Here is a 15,429-nt window from a genome sequence, read left to right as displayed (position 1 = left end):
CAACACTATTCCACCCCTCCCACACTTTTATCGAATGTTCATATTGGGCTGCTAACGTCTTATTCATGCCACTACACATGAGCGATTCCGGACTCACCGCCGATGAGGTGGAGGAGCGCCGGGCTGCCGGGCAAGGAAATGAATTGCCGCCCCGCTCGGGACGCACAGTAGCCCAAATCGTCCGCGCAAACGTGTTCACACGGATTAACGCTCTCCTCGGATTCCTCTTCCTGTGTGTCATGGCAACGGGTTCGTGGATCAACGGCGCATTCGGCATGCTCATCATCGCGAACTCGATCATCGGTATCATTCAGGAACTGCGCGCCAAGCGCACTCTCGATTCACTGGCCGTGATTGGAGAAGCCCGCCCAACTGCGTTGCGCGACGGCCACGAAGTAGAGATCGCCCAAGACGAGATCGTGCTGGGCGATATTCTGATGGCCACGCCAGGCGATCAGATCATCGTGGACGGCGAAGTCGTGTCCGCCTCCTACCTTGAGATGGATGAGTCGCTGCTTACTGGGGAGTCCGAACCCGTCCCCAAAGAGTCCGGCCACCCCGTCTACTCTGGAAGCCACGTCGCATCCGGCACAGGCGCCTACCGCGCCACGAAGGTTGGCAAGGATTCCTACGCCGCGCGCCTGACGGAAGAAGCCTCCCGGTTCTCCCTTGTTCACTCTGATCTACAGGCCGGCATTAACTCGATCCTCAAGGTCATCACATGGATCCTCATCCCCGTTGGCATCCTTACCGTCATTGGGCAAATCAACGTGGGCCAGTCGGGCTGGCACGCCATCGTCTTATCCGTCACGGGCGCCCTCGTCCCCATGATTCCGGAGGGTCTGGTTCTGATCACGTCCACGGCCTTCGCCCTCGGAGTGATCCGGCTGGGCCGCCGCAAGTGTCTGGTGAACGAGCTCCCCGCCATCGAGGGCCTTGCCCGCGTGGACGTAGTGTGCGCGGATAAGACGGGCACACTCACGGAGAACCGGATGGTGTTCACGGAGCTACGCACTTTCGGCGAATCCGAGGAAACCGCACGGGAGGCCCTTCGCCAATTGGCCACGGCGGATCCGTCTCCTAATTCATCGATGGCCGCAATCGTTGAGGAAACCGGGACCGCGAACCGGCCCTGGCCGGTCCTTTCAGCCCAGCCCTTCACCTCCGCACACAAGTGGAGCGGAACGAGCTTCGAAAATGGCCAGAACTGGGTGCTGGGTGCCCCCGATGTACTCGCTCAGCCCGGGAGCGACGCGGAAGAAATGGCCAGCGAGCTCTCCTCTCAGGGTTTACGGGTATTGCTTCTTGGCCGCGCAGAATCCGACGTCACGGCCGATAACGCCCCAGGCTCAGTAGAGCCAATCGCCCTCGTTATCCTCGAACAGCGCGTGCGCCCCGATGCGCGCGCCACCCTCGAATACTTCGCCAGCCAAGACGTCGAGGTCAAGGTCATTTCCGGCGATAACGCCGCCTCCGTTGACGCGGTTGCTTCCTCGCTTGGTATGGATGCGGGCGATCCCGTTGACGCGAGGTTTATTGACGACGACGAATTCTCCCGTACCATCAACAGCTCTCGTATTTTCGGACGGGTGACGCCCCAGCAAAAACGCGCCATGGTGGCGTCCCTTCAGGAAGCAGGGCGCACCGTTGCGATGACTGGTGATGGAGTCAACGACGTTCTTGCCCTCAAGGATGCGGATCTGGGTGTAGCGATGGGATCGGGAACCTCTGCTACTCGGTCCGCAGCGAAAATTGTGTTGCTTGATGACAAATTCGCGACTCTGCCATATGTGGTGGCTGAAGGGCGCCGAGTTCTCAGCAACATCGAGCGGGTTGCCAAGCTCTTCCTCACCAAGACGGTGTATTCGTCCGTTCTGGCGATCCTCGTTCTGCTCTTCTCCGTACCGTTCCCGTTCCAGCCCATTCACGTGACGATCACCGGCTGGTTCACCATCGGCATCCCCGCCTTCCTGCTCTCACTTCCACCCAACAATGACAAGGCAAAGCCGCATTTCGTCAGGCGGGTAATGACGTTCGGGCTTCCAGCCGGAGTGGTGGTTGCCGCCGCCTCCTTCATCACCTACATGATCACCAGGACTCCGGGAGCGGAGAACGTTCAGGCCTCAACTGCGGCGTTGCTTGCCCTCATCATTGGTTCCTCATGGGTGCTATCGGTTGTTGCGCGGCCATACGAATGGTGGAAGGTGCTTCTGGTTCTCCTGCCGCTCCTCGGATACGGGCTGATCTTTAAGCTGCCTTTCACCCAACGGATCTTTATGTTGGATTCGTCCAACCTAGGCGCGATGCTCATTGGCACGGCGGCTGGTATCGTTGCCGCGTTGTTGATCGAGGCCCTCTGGTGGGTGCTCGGATATCGCTATGGTGGAAAGCCTGCATTGTGGATTCCGAAAGAGGAGCGGGAGGCCACGGCAAAACAGCGAAATCTGGAGCGCCATCAGAATATGGCCGAGGCTACCCGGTAACTACCGGTTCTCTAACCTCTGCTCGAAATTTGCGGCATCGTCCCACGTATCGATGTCCATCCCAAGGTGATCTGGATCCGGCACTGTGGCAAGCCTCAGCTGCCCGAACACCGAGCGGACCGACGTATCACGAACATCGCCGGCAAGGAGCTGCTCTAGGGCCGCGGCCCGGTAAACCCCATGAAGATACTGAGCCTTCTGATCCTCTCCTGTATCCAACACGGGTATGGCGCCGCCCACGAGCTGGCCACCGTCCGCCGCCGGCGCGGCCGCCGCAGCTTGGAGCGCTGGATAGAGGCGCGGGGCTAGCGGTGCATCGCACGTGAGCACAGCCATAAAGCTCTCTGGGCTGTACCCCGGGAGCGCGCGCAGGGCCGCAAAGCCCGCGGACACGCCAGCGAGCGGTCCACCTAGCGGCGGATCCTCCAGAACGCGGATCACACCGGGCGGGACTGTCACATTATCGGGTGCAACCACCACGATCTGCGCACCGGGTGCAGCGGCCGCAACTTCCGTAATCGCCCGATCAAGGAGGCGTTGGCCGCCTACCAGAACATCGGGCTTAGAGGCGCCACCAAGCCGCTTGGCAGTACCGCCCGCTAGGATGATGACGCCCATGATCAGGGACTGGTTGGGTGAATTGCTCTGCCACGCAGGCGTCCGAGCTGTCTCCATAGCACCGGCCTGCTTCTTTGCTGGCCGCAGCCGCCTGCCGTAAAGCTTGTACCTCTCGCGGATCCACGATATGAGTACGGCCAACAGGTACAGGCAGATGAGCACCATCGCCTGCATAATCATCGGCCACGGGCTGGGTAGAGGATTGGCGATTGCGGCGAAGGTGAAGGCAATAAGCACTGCCCAACGCCAGCCCTTGAGCATGGCCTTAGAGCTGAGGACGCCGAGGAAGTTCAGAACAACCAGTATCTCGGGCAGCAAGAACGATACTCCAAAGAGCAAGACGAGACGCAGATAGAAATCCACGTACGTATCGGCCTGCAGGAAGGAGAACGCCTCGCTCGGAACGAATGACTGCAAGATCTCCACAGCCCGCGGGATCATCATGACCCCTGAGGCCGCGCCCGCAGCAAACAGAACCACACCAACGGCACCGAACGCCACGGTGTAGATCTTCTCCCGGCGTTTGAGTCCCGGCATGATGAATGCCCCCAGCTGGTAGATCCACCAGGGGCTACTTATGAGAACGCCCGCCCAAAGTGCAACACGCATCTTCAGGTCAAGTCCGCCACCGATTGTTGGGAAGTTGATGACGGTGCTGGCGTCCTCCATATCAAGGAGCGGCCCGGTGATGTAATCCATGATCGGGTCAAAGAGTAACCATCCACCAACAGCGCCCACCGATATGCCCAGAAGGGCTAACAGCAGGCGCTTACGGAGCTCCTTGAGATGCCCGAAGACGCTCATCCGCGCCTCCGGGTTTTTCTTATGCTGAGACAAGGTTAGGCGTTCTGCCCATCAAGGCCGGGCATGTTTTGGCCGTTGTTGGGAAGGTACTGCCCGGGCTGCTGATTTTGCTGCCCCGGCTGCTGACCCTGCTGAGGGTTCTGCCCACCTTGCTGAGGATACGGTTGCTGGTATTGCCCGGGTTGTTGATACTGACCCGGTTGTTGGTATTGAGGCGGCTGTTGATACTGCCCGGGCTGCTGGCCCTGCTGGCCGTACTGCTGCTGATTCTGCCCCTGCTGGCCGTACTGCCCGTTGCCTTCCGGCGGGGTGTCATCAGCCAGCTCGCGCATTTCCTTCTTCAAAACCTTGGCGGATTGGCCGAGCGAACGAGCAATGTCCGGAAGCTTGGCGGCACCAAAGATAACGATAATGACGATTAACAGGACAACTATGTGCCACGGTTTCATCGAGACCCTCCTAGATCAGGTCGATTGAGAATGGTGTGAAGATCGAGAGGCTCTTCGGATTGAGCCTCGTTGGTTGGACTAGCTGCTAGGTAATTAGGCTGATTGTTGGTCACTTGGCTTGAGGACTCCTCTTGGCCGGGCCCTGCGGCCGAGTTTTGCCCGGCCTTGACGCCCGCCTCAAAAGCGGCCGCAGCGGCAGCCATGTCCGCTTTCCCAGTGGCACCCGCGCCGCTCGTGGCTTTCATCCACTCGGCCATTTCTTCCTGAACGGCCTGCCGAACCATCTGCCGGGGATCGTAATCGGCCAGTTTGAGGTTACGCAGCTTCTCTACATCGCTGGTGTCAAAGCCAAGCGAACCAAGGTCCACCGTGGTCTCTTGACGAACCCGAGCGCTCCATGTGCGCGCTTTTTCCACGATTTTTCTGAAGCCCACAACAGCTTGTGCCACATTCTTTGGACCCAACACAAACGCTGCGATCAACACGATAACTATAAATTCCCCGCCACTGATACCAAACATTTTTCACCTCCAGCCGATCACGATATTACACGCCACGCACGGGCGCTTCACCTGTGCCTTTGTGCCTAGATACCTTAGGCTGAGGTCTCCCAAGGAAAGGACCCACAGATGCCCGCGCCCTCGTTCAGCTCTCCGGACTGGTGGCGTCAGGCCGCTGTGTACCAGATCTATCCGCGGTCTTTCGCGGATGCCAACGGGGACGGTATCGGGGACCTCGCTGGAATCACCTCTCGCGTCCCCTACCTCACAAGCCTCGGAATTGACGCAGTATGGCTGTGTCCGTTCTACCCGTCCCATCTAGCCGATGGTGGCTATGACGTAGACGATTATCAAAACGTTGACCCGCGGATCGGCACCCTTGAGGATTTTGATCACATGGTTCGCGGGCTGCATGAGGCCCACATCAAGCTGATCATCGACATCGTCCCGAATCATTGCTCGAATTATCACGAGTGGTTTCAGGAAGCGATCGAATCCGGCCCCGGCAGCCCCGCCCGCGAGCGCTTTCACTTCCGAGACGCAGTTGGCCCCAATCCGCCCAATACTTGGGGTGCGCTCTTCGGCGGCCCCACATGGACCCGCGTCACCGAACCGGATGGCACCCTAGGCCAGTGGTACTTCCATACGTGTTCGCCGGAGCAGCCCGATTGGAACTGGGACCATCCGGACGTCCAGCGCTATTTCCTTGAAACCCTGAGATTCTGGTCCGATCGCGGGGTGGACGGCTTCCGCGTGGATATGGCCCACGGTTGTGCGAAGAATCTGGATCCTGCCTATGACGTGCTGCTGGATATCAATGACATCACCTCGCTGTGCGTGGACGGCCAGCACCCAACTCACGATCGCGATGAGATCCATGCGGTTTACCGGCAGTGGCGCCAGCTTTTCAATGAGTATGACCCGCCCCGGATGGCCGTTGCGGAGGCCTGGGTTCCACCGCACCGCGCCGCCCTCTACGCCTCAAAAGAAGAGCTGGGGCAGTCCTTCAACTTCGAGCTCCTTCAAGCCAACTTCGATGCGCGTCAGTTTCGCGAGATTATTGACAAGAACGTGAGCGAGGCCGCCCGCGCCGGTTCCTCCACCACGTGGGTGTTTTCAAATCACGACGTTGTTCGCCACACCACCCGCTACGGCCTGCCGGATCATGAGAACGACGGCCACCCGTGGCTCCTTCGCGGAGGAAGCTACGCCGAGGTAGACCTGACGTCTGGGACCCGCCGCGCGATCGCCGCCACCCTGCTCATGCTCGCGCTTCCCGGATCCGCCTATCTGTATCAGGGCGAGGAGTTGGCCCTGCCCGAAGTTGGGGACCTCCCCGATTCCGTCCGCCAAGACCCCGCCTTCTTCCGGGACCGCGAGAACACGATCGGCCGCGATGGGTGCCGAGTCCCGCTTCCGTGGAGCGCCAGCGGTAGGAGCTTTGGGTTTGGGGAAGGCGACGGATGGCTTCCCCAACCCGACTGGTTTGCGGTTTATTCAGTGGAAACTCAGGAGGGCGCGGGAGATTCCTACCTGAATTTTTACCGTAGAGCGCTGGCCCTGCGCCGCAAACTACAGGGTGCTGAGGAACTGACGTGGCACGATTCGCCTGAGAATACCCTGCACTTCTCACGCCCGGGTGGCTGGCACTGCTTCACCAACTTTGGCAAAGAAAATGTTCCGTTGCCCGCCGGGCAGGTCATCATCGGAGCCCAGAGTGGGATCGACGGCGAGCTTCCCGGCGAGGCAACAGTGTGGCTGAGACTCTAGGCGTCCCAACCTTGCGCACGCTTCTCAAGGAGCTCAACGAGCTCACTCGGGTTACGGTCCTGGCTCGCTGCTGCATATCCCACGAGGAATGCAGTGAGCGGGGCGCCCGGGCGCGACGGGCCGTGCGCAACGGTGTCAATCAGGCCGAGTAGATCGGTCTGATTGTCAGTGACAACGGAGGGATCTACACCCAGCTCCTCGGCGGCAGCTTCCAGCCATGCAGCCAGCTTGGCCATCTTTTCCGGATCATCTTTGTGTGCCATGTGACCTCCTTAATGGTTACGGAGGTATGTTACAGGTGTCCGTCGTCGTCGTTCGAAATTCCCTCTAAAAGGGAGGCCACCACGCGGTTGCGGCGTAGCGATGTCCGGCCGGTGGGGCTGAACTTCGCAAGCTGCCACGGTGGGGCGAGGCTCATGTAGGTGCTTACTACAACTTCCGGTGAATCCACCATGCCGGTGCGGAGCCACGAACCAATAATGGCAATGAGGTTGTGAACCTGTTGGGACGTGGCCATCGCTTTCCAGAGTTCGGTAGCCGATTCGTCCCCAACGTGAGCGGCAAAATCTTCGACGTAGCCGGCATACACGTGCTCGAAGTACCTAGTGAGGATGCTGAGCACAACCGATTCACCTTCGCCGATGAATACGTGTGAGTAAATGTTGGGGTTTTCGTGAACGTGTTCCAGCAACGCGATCATGATGTCGCGCCAGCGCAGGAGGTAGTCCTGAGATTCAACCTCGAGCAGGGTGGTCATGGGTTCCATCACGGGGCGGATCTGCTCGATCAGGTAGCCCGCAAGGAACTGGGACGGCGAATCCGCATGCTTGTAGAACGTTGTGCGTGAGATTCCGGCCCGAGCCGTCAGCTCGGAAACAGAGATGTCCTCCGAGGGTTTTTCCGCAGCAAGGGCGGTCACTGCCTCGATGAGGCTGGCGCGCACCCGCTGAAACCGAGGGTCATCCTCGGGACGGCGCTCAGTGCGGCTCATTTTGTTCTCCTCGGGTAAGCATTGCCTTACGAATTATACGACGAAACCTGCGCGTAATAGGGAATCCCCCACAGTTCAAGGATTCCTAACCTACACTTGTCGTTTGCGGGACGATGGTCCTAATGGACACGTGTTCCCCATTAATACCGTGAATTCGTAGCTTGAATAATTCCAGTTCCGGAATTGGCTCAACACCACGCCTAACTTGGGTTTGCCGGATAGCAATGGGGCATTGCGCAACATTCAACTACATGTGACCTAGCACCACCGAGCAAGAGGGAAAAATGCCGAATAATCCAGATTCCTGCGGGTTGACTCAAAACGCACCCACAAGGCGTTCGTTCCTTAAATGGTCGGGTATCGCAGCAGGAACCTCGACACTTGTTGCTTCAAGCACCAACCTCGGAATGCCCGGGAGCGGGCCTGCGGCGGCCGCCGACGGGCTTGCTGATGCGGATGCCACGTTCTGGTCCGCCTGCATCGTCAACTGCGGATCGCGGTGCCCCTTGCGCCTACAGGTCAAAGACGGCGTTGTGGCGCGCGTGCTCCCGGATAACACTGGCGATGACACATTGATGAACCGCAACATTCGCGGATGCGTCCGCGGACGGAACATGCGCCAGCGCATCTACAATCCTGACCGCATCAAGAAGCCCTTGAAGCGTGTGGATGGATCCAAGCGCTCCGAGGGCAAGTTTGAGGAGATCAGCTGGGAAGAGGCCATCGATCTGGTGGCCGAAAAGCTCCAGTACACATATGACAACTACGGGCCTGAGGCAATCTTCAAGGCCTACGGCACCGGGGTATGGAACGCTCACCTCGCATACTCGGGCGGATGGCCACGGCTGTTCAACCTCATGGGTGGCCAGCTTGGCTACTACGGCAACTACTCCTACTTCCAGGTTTCCCAGATCACGAAGTACTTCTACGGCGCGGCTGATGAGCAGCCGTCAAACTCCATCGAGGATTCAATCGCGAATTCGAAGCTCCTCGTACTGTGGGGAAATAACCCTCAGGAGACTCGCATGTCCGGTGGCGGTGTCACGTACACAACTGCCATGGCCAAGAAGGCGGGCGTCAAGATCATCGTGGTGGATCCACGCTATTCAGACTCCGCGTCCGTCTTGGCGGACGAGTGGATCGCCCTGCGTCCGGGAACGGATGCTGCGCTTGTCGCGGGGATGATTCACGTGATGCTGGATGAGGGCCTGCACGATCAGGACTTCCTCGATAAATACTGCATCGGCTTCGATGAAGACCACATGCCCGATGATGCCCCCAAGAACGCCTCCTACCGCGCCTACATCGAGGGTAAGGGTTCGGATGGTATTGAGAAAACGCCCGAGTGGGCAGCGGAGATCACCGGTGTTCCGGCCAACCAGATCCGTAAGTTCGCGCGTGAGATTGCACAGGCCAAGCCTGCCAACATCACGCAGGGTTGGGGCCCGCAGCGCCACGCCAACGGCGAGAATCAGGTGCTTTCCATCTATCTTCTGGCGTGCGTAACCGGAAACGTTGGCCTTCCCGGCGGCGGAACCGGCGGGCGCGATGGGTACTACTGGCCCGTCACTTTCTCCATGGATGATGCGGAGAATCCCGTGGAAACCGCAATCTCCGTGTACACGTGGGCGGACGCTGTTGATCGCGGCCCCGAAATGACGGCCAAGCGCGACGGCGTGCGGGGTAAGGACAAGCTGGATACCGGCATCAAGTTCCTGCTCCTATACGGTTCCAACATGGCATCCTCACAGCACGGCGATATCAACCGGACCCGCGAGGTTCTAGACGATGAGTCGAAGTGCGAGTTCGTATTGGGCATGGACAACCAGATGACCGCCAGTATGAAGATGTGCGATCTTGTTCTACCCGATACCACTACCTCCGAGCGCTGGGACATGGTGCCGAACGAATACACTGGGGACCTTGCTTACGAGATCATGTGTGAGAAGGCCATCGATCCGCTGTACGAATCACGACCTGCTCTCGAGGTAACGGCCGCGATCGCTGAGAAGCTCGGGATTGGTGAAGAGTTCTCTGGCGACAAGAAGACCACCGAGGACTGGGCGCGCGAGCTCCAAGCCGCTAACCACGAAGAGAATGATTTCATTCCCGATTTCGACGAGCTTCGTGAGGTGGGCGTGTACCGCTACACCGATCCGAATGGACCCTACGTGGGGCTCAAGGACTTCCGGGAGGATCCCGAGGCAAATCCTCTGGAAACCCCATCGGGCAAGATCGAAATCTACTCCTCGCAGCTCGCCGAGCTGGCAGCCACGTGGGAATTCGACGAAGATCTTCTAGGCGATCGAATCACGGCACTGCCCGAGTATGTTGCTACCTGGGAGGGCGCCGAGGAGGCATTGGCGAGCGCAGAGTATCCGCTCCAGTGCATCAGCCATCACTATAAGCAGCGCGTGCACTCCACCTACGGCAACCTTTCCTTCAACAAAGAGGCTCATCCTCAGAAGGTATGGATCAACTCGCTCGACGCATCCGACCGCGGAATTGAGAACGGCGATCAGGTTCAGGTATTCAACGATCGCGGCCGCACACAGTCCCAAGCGTTCGTGACATCTCGGATCGCCCCCGGAGTTATCTCAGTGCCCCAGGGCGCGTGGGTTGAATTCGACGATCAGGGTGTGGATCTGGGCGGTGCAGCAAACGTTCTTACCTCCTGGAACCCCACGCCTGTTGGCAAGGGCAATGCCCAGCACACGGCCCTTGTCCAGATTGAGAAGGCCGATTAAACACGGTTTCGATTTATACGCACAAAACCGCACGTAAAAGGAGGCCCGCACCAGTTCGCCAGAAACTAATGCACATTTGTCACGCATAGGACTTAAGGCCAAAACGACACTTGTCGTTGAGCATAGTCTCGGAGTTGAAACTGCGATATTGCAATGAAGGGGAGAGGAAATGACTGAAACCATCGAGAAGCCAGCAGGCTCTCGCGTAGCGCCCAGCCGGCGTTCATTTCTTAAGTGGTCAGGTGTAGCAACTGGAACGGCTACGCTCCTCGCCTCGTCAACAAACCTTGGCATGCCCGGCCACGGCCCCGCAGCCGCGGCCGACGGCATGACCGACGCGGACAAGACGGTGTGGAACGCGTGCCTCGTCAACTGCGGTTCGCGTTGCGCGCTACGTTTTCAGGTGAAAGATGGCCAGATCGTTCGCGAGTTGCCGGATAACTCCGGCACAGACGATATCGTTGGGCCGACCCTGCGTCCTTGCGTACGCGGACGCTCACTTCGCCGCCGTGTGTATTCTCCAGATCGCCTCAAGAAGCCACTCCGACGCAAGGACGGCACGAAGCGCGGCGACGGAGAGTGGGAAGAAATCTCCTGGGAAGAGGCGATGGATACTATCGCCGACGAATACAAGCGGATCGTTTCTGACTACGGACAGGAATCAATCTACTTCCAGTACGCCTCTGGAGTTACAGGCGGCAACATCACGCGAGATAGCTGGGGACGTCTGCTATCTCTCGCGGGTGGTTATGTCGGATGGTACGGTTCGTACTCTACGTCGCAGATCACAGTCTCAATGCCGTACATGTACGGTGCCCGTTTTGAATCAAATTCAATCGCGGACTCCAAGCATTCGAAACTGGTCATCTACTGGGGCAACAACCCCATCGAAACCCGCATGTCGGGTGGCAACAACCTTTGGAGCGCAACAAAGACCCGCAAGGATTACGGCGTCCGAACGATCGTTATTGACCCTCGATACTCAGATACCGCCATCGACGTTGCCGACGAATGGATCCCAATCCGGCCCGGCTCTGATGCCGCACTAGTGGCCGGCATTGCTTGGGTCCTTCTGGACGAAGGTTTGTATGATCAGGACTTCCTTGACAAGTACTGCGTGGGCTTCGACGAGGACCATATGCCTGACGGAGCGCCAAAGAATGCGTCATACCGTTCCTACATCGAAGGCAAGGGCGAAGACGGCGTCGAGAAGACGCCGGATTGGGCGGCCGACATCACCGGAATCCCCGCAGCAACGATTATTCGGCTCGCTCGCGAGATCGGAAACGCAAAGCCATGCTCGATTCTGCAGGGATGGGGGCTCCAACGCCAAGCAAACGGCGAATACAACTGTCGGGCCATCATGGTCCTTCCCCTGATGACGGGAAATGTTGGCATCCATGGTGGCGGGAACGGTTCGCGTGAAGGAACCATCAATTTCCCTCTAGCTACCTTCGGTGTCGAGAATCCTGTTACTACCATGATCCCAGCATTCAAGTGGACTGAAGCGATTGACCATGGGTCGGAGCTAACAGCGCTGAAAGATGGAGTCCAGGGCAGAGACAAACTGGAGTCTGACTTCAAGATGCTCATCAATGTAGCTGGAAACATCAATCTCAACCAGCATTCTGACCTTAATGCGACTCGTGAACTTCTCCGCGATGAATCGAAGTGCGAGTTGATTGTGGACGTTGACAACCATATGACTTCTTCGGCTCGTTACGCCGATATCGTCCTTCCTGGCACTACCAACGCAGAAGAGAACGATTTCATCGGTTCCGAGTATGCCGGAGATACCGCCTATGCCATCATGGTGGATCAAGCTATCGATCCTCTCTATGACTGCAAGTCCCACTACGATATGTGCACGATGCTTGCTGATCGTCTTGGTATCAAGGACGAATTCACTGAGGGCCGCACGCAAGATGAGTGGCGCAGCCACCTCATTAATGAGACCCGGAAAGAGCTACCCGACCTGTGGAGTGAGGATGAACTCCACGAAAAGGGCGTATTCAGGATCAACAATCCGGAAGGTACCTTCGTTGCTAACAAGGATTTTCGGGATGATCCCGAGGCGAATCCTCTAGAAACTCCGTCCGGCAAGATCGAAATCTACTCCGCTACCCTCGCCGACATGGCGAAGGACTGGGAGTTCCCCGACGCCGAACTTGGAGACAAACTCATCCCACTCCCAGAGTTCGTAGAAACTTGGGAGGGACCGTTGGCTGCCAGGGAGGATAAGGAATACCCTCTCCAGATGATTGGGCACCATTTCAAGGGCCGTACCCACTCAAGCTATGGTTCGGTGGATTGGACAAAGGAAGCCCATCCCCAGAAGATTTGGCTCTCCATCCCTGACGCTGACTCGCGTGGTATTGATAATGGAGATCTGATCTCGGTAAAGAGCCGCCGTGGAGTGGTTCAGGGCCAAGCATTTGTGACACCACGAATTGTTCCAGGTGTAGTTTCCGTTCCTCAAGGAGCTTGGTACGAGCCGAACAACGATGGCATCGATGAAGGCGGCTGCGTCAATACCTTAACGAGGATCCACGCTTCACCCCTTTCCAAGGGCAATCCGCAACACACGAACCTCGTAGAAGTGGAGAAGTACCATGCCTAACTCCGGAACCACCGCTCCCAGTCGGCGTTCATTTCTCAAGTGGTCAGGCGTAGCTGCCGGAACGGCTACGCTCCTCACCTCGTCAACGAACCTTGGAATGCCCGGACACGGCCCCGCCGCCGCAGCCGACGGCATGGCAGACGCGGACACCACCTTCTGGTCGGCATGCGTCGTCAACTGCGGATCGCGCTGCCCCTTGCGCCTACAGGTCAAAGACGGCGTTGTGGCGCGCGTGCTCCCGGATAACACGGGTGACGACACACTGCTCAACCGCACGATCCGTGCATGCGTACGTGGACGGAACATGCGCCAACGCATCTACAATCCTGACCGCATTAAAAAGCCCCTGAAGCGTGTAGAAGGATCCAAGCGCTCCGAGGGCAAGTTTGAGGAGATCAGCTGGGAAGAGGCCATCGATCTGGTGGCCGAAAAGCTCCAGTACACGTATGACAACTACGGACCCGAGGCGGTCTTCGAGTCTTATGGCTCGGGTGTCTGGAACGCTCACTTGGCCAATTCCGGCGGATGGCCCCGGCTGTTCAACCTCATGGGTGGCCAGCTCAACTACTACGGCAACTACTCCTACCTTCAGGTCTCGCAGATTACGAAGTACTTCTACGGCGCGGCCGATGAGCAGCCCTCAAACTCCATCGAGGACTCCATCGAGAACTCGAAGCTGTTGGTTCTCTGGGGAAATAACCCTCAGGAGACTCGCATGTCCGGCGGCGGTGTCACGTACACAACTGCCATGGCCAAGAAGGCTGGATTGAAGATCATCGTGGTGGATCCGCGCTACTCAGATTCCGCTTCTGTGTTGGCTGATGAATGGATTGCGCTGCGCCCCGGAACCGACGCAGCGCTGATTGCCGGGATGATCCACGTGATGCTCGATGAGGGCCTGCACGATCAGGACTTCCTCGATAAGTACTGCATCGGCTTCGACGAAGATCACATGCCCGATGACGCGCCCAAGAACGCCTCGTACCGCTCCTACATCGAGGGCAAGGGCAAAGACGGAATCGAAAAGACACCCGAATGGGCGGCGGAGATCACCGGCGTACCGGCCAACCAGATCCGTAAGTTCGCGCGCGAGGTTGCTCAGGCCAAGCCTGCGAACATCACGCAGGGTTGGGGCCCACAGCGCCACCTGAATGGCGAGAACCAAGCACTCGCCATCTACCTGCTGGCATGCGTGACCGGAAACGTTGGCCTTCCCGGCGGTGGAACCGGCGGGCGCGATGGGTACTACTGGCCCATCACGGCCTGGATTGACGATGGTGAAAACCCTGTCGAAACCTCTATCTCCGTGTACACGTGGACCGATGCGATTGACCGGGGCACCGAAATGACGGCGAAGCGCGACGGCGTCCGAGGCAAGGACAAGCTGGATACCGGTATCAAGTTCCTGCTGTTCTATGGGTCCAACATGGGTGCCTCGCAGCACGGTGATATCAACCGCACTCGAGAGATCCTCGACGATGACTCTAAGTGTGAGTTCATCGTGGGCATGGACAACCAAATGAATGCCACGATGAAGCTCTGCGATCTAGTCCTGCCTGATACCACTACCTCCGAGCGCTGGGATCTGGTTCCCAGCGAGTACACCGGTGATATGGCCTACGAGATCATGTGCGAAAAGGCCATCGATCCACTGTACGAATCACGACCTGCTCTCGAGGTAACGGCCGCGATCGCTGAAAAGCTCGGGATTGGTGAAGAGTTCTCGGGCGGCAAGGAGACCACCGAGGACTGGGCGCGAGAACTTCAGGCTCAGAACCACGAAGAGAATGATTTCATCCCGGATTTCGACGACTTGCGTGAGATGGGCGTATTCCGCTACACGGATCCCAACGGTTTATACGTGGGGCTCAAGGACTTCCGGGAGGATCCCGAGGCCAATCCGTTGGAGACCCCATCGGGCAAGATCGAGATCTACTCCTCGCAGCTCGCCGAGCTGGCAGCCACGTGGGAATTCGACGAAGATCGCCTCGGAGATCGAATAACCCCGATTCCCGAATACGTTTCTACCGTTGAAGGTGCCGAGGAAGCGCTAGCGGGCGCTGAGTACCCACTTCAGTGCATCGGGCATCACTACAAGCAACGCACACATTCCACCTATGGCAACCTCTCTTTCAATAACGAGGCACACCCGCAGAAGATCTGGGTAAACTCGCTCGATGCCGCTGATCGCAATATTGAAGATGGCGATCAGATCGAGGTGTACAACGATCGCGGCCGAATTCAGTCTCAGGCGTTCGTTACCAGCCGGATTGCTCCCGGAACCATCTCTGTGCCTCAGGGTGCGTGGGTGAACTTCGATGATGGGGGCACTGATTTGGGCGGGGCAGTCAATGTCCTGACGTCACTGCATACCACACCGATGGCCAAAGGCAACGGCCAACATACCGCTCTGGTTCAGATCGAGAAAGCAAAGTAACAGGGTTTTG

The 15,429-nt window shown here is 58.2% G+C and carries 10 protein-coding genes; 5 read left to right on the top strand and 5 right to left on the bottom strand.

Annotated features, from left to right (window positions below):
* Positions 1-65: 65 nt before the first annotated feature.
* Positions 66-2,483: an HAD-IC family P-type ATPase gene (locus DD236_RS01140; RefSeq protein ID WP_207785643.1), complete on the top strand. Its 2,418-nt coding sequence runs from the start codon at positions 66-68 to the stop codon at positions 2,481-2,483.
* On the opposite strand, the gene tatC is transcribed toward DD236_RS01140, so the two are convergent.
* The 3 genes from tatC to DD236_RS01125 are packed head-to-tail and all read right to left on the bottom strand — an operon-like array spanning position 2,484 to position 4,875.
* Entirely contained in the window at positions 2,484-3,905 is a 1,422-nt protein-coding gene (gene tatC, locus DD236_RS12250) for a twin-arginine translocase subunit TatC (RefSeq protein WP_109092546.1), read from the bottom strand.
* A gap of 35 nt (positions 3,906-3,940) precedes the next feature.
* Positions 3,941-4,354, bottom strand: coding sequence for a Sec-independent protein translocase subunit TatA (gene tatA / locus DD236_RS01130; protein WP_109092545.1), 414 nt, complete (start codon positions 4,352-4,354; stop codon positions 3,941-3,943).
* A complete protein-coding gene (locus DD236_RS01125; protein ID WP_109092544.1) occupies positions 4,351-4,875 on the bottom strand; it encodes a twin-arginine translocase TatA/TatE family subunit in 525 nt (174 codons plus the stop codon). The genes tatA and DD236_RS01125 overlap by 4 nt, the downstream gene beginning before the upstream one ends.
* Before the next feature lie 108 nt (positions 4,876-4,983).
* On the opposite strand from DD236_RS01125, the gene DD236_RS01120 reads away from it, so the two are divergent.
* Positions 4,984-6,624 (top strand): glycoside hydrolase family 13 protein, encoded by a 1,641-nt coding sequence (locus DD236_RS01120; protein ID WP_109092543.1) that lies wholly within the window; start codon positions 4,984-4,986, stop codon positions 6,622-6,624.
* On the opposite strand, the gene DD236_RS01115 is transcribed toward DD236_RS01120, so the two are convergent.
* Both DD236_RS01115 and DD236_RS01110 read right to left on the bottom strand, forming a co-directional pair.
* Entirely contained in the window at positions 6,621-6,887 is a 267-nt protein-coding gene (locus DD236_RS01115) for a DUF6457 domain-containing protein (RefSeq protein ID WP_109092542.1), read from the bottom strand. The genes DD236_RS01120 and DD236_RS01115 overlap by 4 nt on opposite strands.
* Positions 6,888-6,916: 29 nt before the next feature.
* Positions 6,917-7,615 carry a TetR/AcrR family transcriptional regulator gene (locus DD236_RS01110; RefSeq protein WP_109092541.1) on the bottom strand — a complete coding sequence of 233 codons (699 nt, stop codon included), beginning with the start codon at positions 7,613-7,615 and terminating at the stop codon, positions 6,917-6,919.
* Between the two features lie 284 nt (positions 7,616-7,899).
* On the opposite strand from DD236_RS01110, the gene DD236_RS01105 reads away from it, so the two are divergent.
* From DD236_RS01105 to DD236_RS01095, 3 genes are all read left to right on the top strand, one after another.
* On the top strand, positions 7,900-10,362 hold the full coding sequence (locus DD236_RS01105) for a DMSO/selenate family reductase complex A subunit (protein WP_109092540.1): 2,463 nt from the start codon (positions 7,900-7,902) through the stop codon (positions 10,360-10,362).
* A 169-nt stretch (positions 10,363-10,531) separates the two neighbouring features.
* On the top strand, positions 10,532-12,982 hold the full coding sequence (locus DD236_RS01100) for a DMSO/selenate family reductase complex A subunit (protein WP_109092539.1): 2,451 nt from the start codon (positions 10,532-10,534) through the stop codon (positions 12,980-12,982).
* On the top strand, positions 12,975-15,419 hold the full coding sequence (locus DD236_RS01095) for a DMSO/selenate family reductase complex A subunit (protein WP_109092538.1): 2,445 nt from the start codon (positions 12,975-12,977) through the stop codon (positions 15,417-15,419). The genes DD236_RS01100 and DD236_RS01095 overlap by 8 nt, the downstream gene beginning before the upstream one ends.
* Positions 15,420-15,429: the final 10 nt, after the last annotated feature.

The sequence above is a fragment of the Ancrocorticia populi genome (genome assembly GCF_003123745.1).
Classification (GTDB): domain Bacteria; phylum Actinomycetota; class Actinomycetes; order Actinomycetales; family Actinomycetaceae; genus Ancrocorticia; species Ancrocorticia populi.
Note: the sequence above shows the minus strand (reverse complement) of the source record. Positions and strands in the feature narration are given on the sequence as shown.

Bases quoted from the DNA above. Each gene is read 5' to 3' on its own strand.
- DD236_RS01140 (WP_207785643.1), top strand. From the start codon at position 66: ATGCCACTACACATGAGCGATTCCGGACTCACCGCCGATGAGGTGGAG.
- tatC (WP_109092546.1), bottom strand. From the start codon at position 3,905: ATGAGCGTCTTCGGGCATCTCAAGGAGCTCCGTAAGCGCCTGCTGTTA.
- tatA (WP_109092545.1), bottom strand. From the start codon at position 4,354: ATGAAACCGTGGCACATAGTTGTCCTGTTAATCGTCATTATCGTTATC.
- DD236_RS01125 (WP_109092544.1), bottom strand. From the start codon at position 4,875: ATGTTTGGTATCAGTGGCGGGGAATTTATAGTTATCGTGTTGATCGCA.
- DD236_RS01120 (WP_109092543.1), top strand. From the start codon at position 4,984: ATGCCCGCGCCCTCGTTCAGCTCTCCGGACTGGTGGCGTCAGGCCGCT.
- DD236_RS01115 (WP_109092542.1), bottom strand. From the start codon at position 6,887: ATGGCACACAAAGATGATCCGGAAAAGATGGCCAAGCTGGCTGCATGG.
- DD236_RS01110 (WP_109092541.1), bottom strand. From the start codon at position 7,615: ATGAGCCGCACTGAGCGCCGTCCCGAGGATGACCCTCGGTTTCAGCGG.
- DD236_RS01105 (WP_109092540.1), top strand. From the start codon at position 7,900: ATGCCGAATAATCCAGATTCCTGCGGGTTGACTCAAAACGCACCCACA.
- DD236_RS01100 (WP_109092539.1), top strand. From the start codon at position 10,532: ATGACTGAAACCATCGAGAAGCCAGCAGGCTCTCGCGTAGCGCCCAGC.
- DD236_RS01095 (WP_109092538.1), top strand. From the start codon at position 12,975: ATGCCTAACTCCGGAACCACCGCTCCCAGTCGGCGTTCATTTCTCAAG.